The following is a 3,380-nucleotide window of genomic DNA, read 5'->3' on the forward strand; positions in this document are numbered from 1 at the left end:
GGGCCGCCCGTTCCTGCCCGGGGCGGGCAAGACCTGGCTCCTCCCGTTCTATGACGTCTTCTCCAGGGTGGCCGGCGTCCGCGCACTGCACGAGCACGCGGCCTCCCCGAGGGCGGCCCGGACGTGCTTGCGGTCGAGCCGGTCGAGCAGAGCCTGGAACGCCTCGTCCGTCGGCAGGATCGCGATCGTCTCGAAGATGCGCTTGCGGTCCTCGGACTCCAGGTAGTGGCCGTCCGCCTGAGTGAGGAGGAAGGGCAGGACGCCGGGCCCGATCCCGTCGGCCATGCTGGCCAGCAGGGCGCGGCTCGCCTGGCCCCAGTACAGGCCGCGCGCCGGGTACGGCGCCGCGAGCTGCTCCGGCTTGCCCAGCGCCGGCATCGCCACCCCCAGCAGGTCGTGGCGGCGCGCCTGCGGGGGCGTGGCCGCGCAGCACTCGTCGACCCAGTCCTCCCGCGTCGGGACGAGGTACGAGACCAGCCAGCTCGCGCACCAGCCGGACCTGTACGCCGCGAGCCGCTCGACCGCGTCGTCGTAGTCGGCGTCGGACGCGACGGCCAGCAGCCCGCGGACGCGCTTCGCCTCCTGCTCGGGGATCTGGAGCGCGTACTCGTCCGTGATGCGCTGCGCGCCGACGGAGGTGCCGAGCCAGGTGCCGCCGCCCTTCCGGACGGCCTTCGTCCGGCTCAGCTCGACCAGCGCGCACGCCGCGAACCCGAGCCCGTGCTCGCCGGCCCATGCGTCGACGTAGGCCCGGTACACCTTGTCCTCCTGGTGGCCGCCCACGCCCATCGAGGTGACGGCCGCGACCACCGCCGCTCCGGCCGGATCGGGCCGCCCGTCCAGGTGCCGCCGCGCCGCCTCGGTCAGCTCGGGTTCGCCGGCGCCGCCCTTCAGCAGCGCCTCGACCACCCCGCGGCTCTGCTCCACGAAGCCCTGGACGGCGCGCGCCGCCGCCGCCGGACCGGGCAACTTGATCTTGGAACCGGGCGCGCCGCCGCGCCGCGCGTGCAGCGAACGCCGCCAGGCGTCCGGGATCACCAGGTCGTCCTCGCCGGGGAGCTGATCTTCCATGCCGCCTCACCGTAGAGGAGCACGCCGACAAATCCGTAGGATCCGGTGAATGATCGACGCGGGCGGCCTCCGGGCGTGGCGGCGCGGCGACGTCGTCCTCGACCTCTACGAGGTCCTCGACGTGGTGGCCAGCGGCGGGATGGGCCTGGTCTACCGGGTGCGGCACCGCGGCTGGGACGCCGAGCTGGCGCTGAAGGTGCCCCGCCCCGAGCTGGTGGAGACCCGAGGGGGGCTGCGCGGGTTCGAGGACGAGGCGCAGACCTGGGTCGGGCTCGGCCTGCACCCGCACACGGTGAGCTGCGCGTACGTGCGCCGGCTCGGCCCCCTGCCCGGCGTCTTCGCCGAGTGGGTGGACGGGGGCAGCCTCGCGGACGCGATCCGGGACGGCCGCCTGCGCGACCCCGACCCGCGGCGCGCGACGGGCCGGATCGTCGACGTGGCGATCCAGTTCGCGTGGGGGCTCGGCCACGCGCACCGCGCCGGGCTCGTCCACCAGGACGTCAAGCCCGCCAACGTGATGCTCGCGCGGGACGGCACCGCCAAGGTGACCGACTTCGGGCTGGCGAAGGCGCGCCTCCGGGCGGGCGAGGACGGCGTGCCGCGCCCCGACGCCGACCCGCTGGTCAGCTTCGCCGGGCTGACCCCGGCGTACTGCTCCCCCGAGCAGGCGCTGGCCGCGCGGGACGGCCGGACCGCGCTGACGCGCGCGACCGACGTGTGGTCGTGGGCGCTCAGCGTCCTGTCGATGTTCACCGGGGGCCCGCCGGTCCGGTCCGGCGCGCTGGGCGGGCGGGCGTTCGAGGAGTTCGCGGCGCGGACGCCGGGCCTGCCGCCCGCGCTGACCGCGCTGCTGCGCGCGTGCCTGCGCCCCGATCCGGCCGACCGCCCGGACCGGATGGACGAGCTGGCCGGCGAGCTCGTCGCCGTCTACGCGCAGGTCACCGGGCGCCCCTACCCGCGGGAGCGGCCCCGCCCGGCCACCCTGCTCGCCGACGGCCTGGCGAACCAGGCGCTGTCCATGCTCGACCTCGGGCACCCCGAGGAGGCGGAGGCGCTGTGGGAGCGGGCGCTGGAGACCGATCCGCACCATCCGCACGCCGTGTTCGGCCGGGGCCTGCACCGCTGGCGCGCGGGGCGGCTGACCGACGCCGAGCTCGTCGGCGAGCTGGAGGCGGTCCGCGCGACGCACCGCGGCGACTGGCTCGGCGACCACCTGCTCGGGCTCGTCCATCTGGAGCGCGGCGAACCGGCCGAGGCGGCGGCGTTCCTCGAGGCGGCGGTCCGGCGGGCGCCGGACGCGCCCGAACCGGCCGCCGCGCTGGAACGCGCCCGCCGCCTGCGCGCGCCGGGACCGCCGGTCGTCCTGGAGGGGCACGCGGGCGGCGTCGGCGCCATCGCCCTCGGCCCGGGCGCGGCGACGGCGGTGAGCGGCGGGCGGGACGCCCCGTCCGCTTCCGCGCCCGGATCCGAGGGCGGGACCGTCCGGATCTGGGACCTCGCCTCCGGCCGCTGCCTGCACGCGGTTCCGGCGCACCCGGGTGGCTTCTCCGGCGGGGTGAGCGCCGTCGCGCTGAGCCCCTGCGGCCGGTTCGCGGCCTCCGGCGGCGGGGACGGGACCCTCCTGCTGTGGGACGTCCGGGCGGGGCGCGTCCTGCACCGGTTCGAGGACCACCCGGACAGGGTCGCCTCGCTGAGTTTCTCCGGGGACGGGTCGCTGCTGGTGTCGGCCACCGAAGGCGGGGGCGTCCGGGTGTGGGCGACGCTCGGCGGTCGGTGCGTGCGCACGCTCCAGAACGAGCAGGACCTCGGCCGCGGCTACGACACCTCCGTCGCGGTGACGGGCGACGGAGCGCACGTCGTGAAGTGGGAGCCGACCACGATGCGGCTCCGCGTCTGGGAAACCGGCACCGGGAGCCTGGTGCGCACGATGCCGCTGCCGGGGGCGACCGTCGCGCTCGGCCCGGGCGGGCGCGTCGCACTGGCGGTGGCGGACGCGGAGCAGCGGCTGGTGGACCCCGTGGCGGGGCGACCGCTGCGGACGGTCCGCTTCCCCGCCGGCCGGGGCGGGCGGTTCGCGGTCAGCGGCGACGGGGCGCGGGCGCTGACGGCCGGACTCCAGCTGTGGGACCTCGACGACGGCCGCTGCCTGCGCACGCTGCCGGGCGACGGTGGCTCCCTGGTCCCGCCCGTGCTGAGCGGCGACGGGCGGCACGTGTGCTCGGCCAGCTCGGACGCGGTCGTGCGCGTCAGCATGTTCAGCGCCGCCTTCGCCATGTTGGTGTGCGGGTGCTCGGCGCCCTTGTACACGC

General features: G+C 77.0%; 1 protein-coding gene and 1 pseudogene. One reads left to right on the forward strand and one right to left on the reverse strand.

What is annotated here, in order from left to right:
• Window positions 1-48: 48 nt before the first annotated feature.
• A complete protein-coding gene (locus AB0K37_RS41165) occupies window positions 49-1,071 on the reverse strand; it encodes a hypothetical protein (RefSeq protein WP_363991400.1) in 1,023 nt (340 codons plus the stop codon).
• A gap of 139 nt (window positions 1,072-1,210) precedes the next feature.
• On the opposite strand from AB0K37_RS41165, the pseudogene AB0K37_RS41170 reads away from it, so the two are divergent.
• Window positions 1,211-2,776 (forward strand): annotated as a pseudogene (locus tag AB0K37_RS41170) (protein kinase); the annotation flags it as partial.
• Window positions 2,777-3,380 lie beyond the last annotated feature (604 nt).

Source organism: Actinomadura sp. NPDC049753, assembly GCF_040674655.1.
Taxonomy (GTDB): domain Bacteria; phylum Actinomycetota; class Actinomycetes; order Streptosporangiales; family Streptosporangiaceae; genus Spirillospora; species Spirillospora verrucosospora.

Bases quoted from the DNA above. Each gene is read 5' to 3' on its own strand.
- AB0K37_RS41165 (WP_363991400.1), bottom strand. From the start codon at position 1,071: ATGGAAGATCAGCTCCCCGGCGAGGACGACCTGGTGATCCCGGACGCC.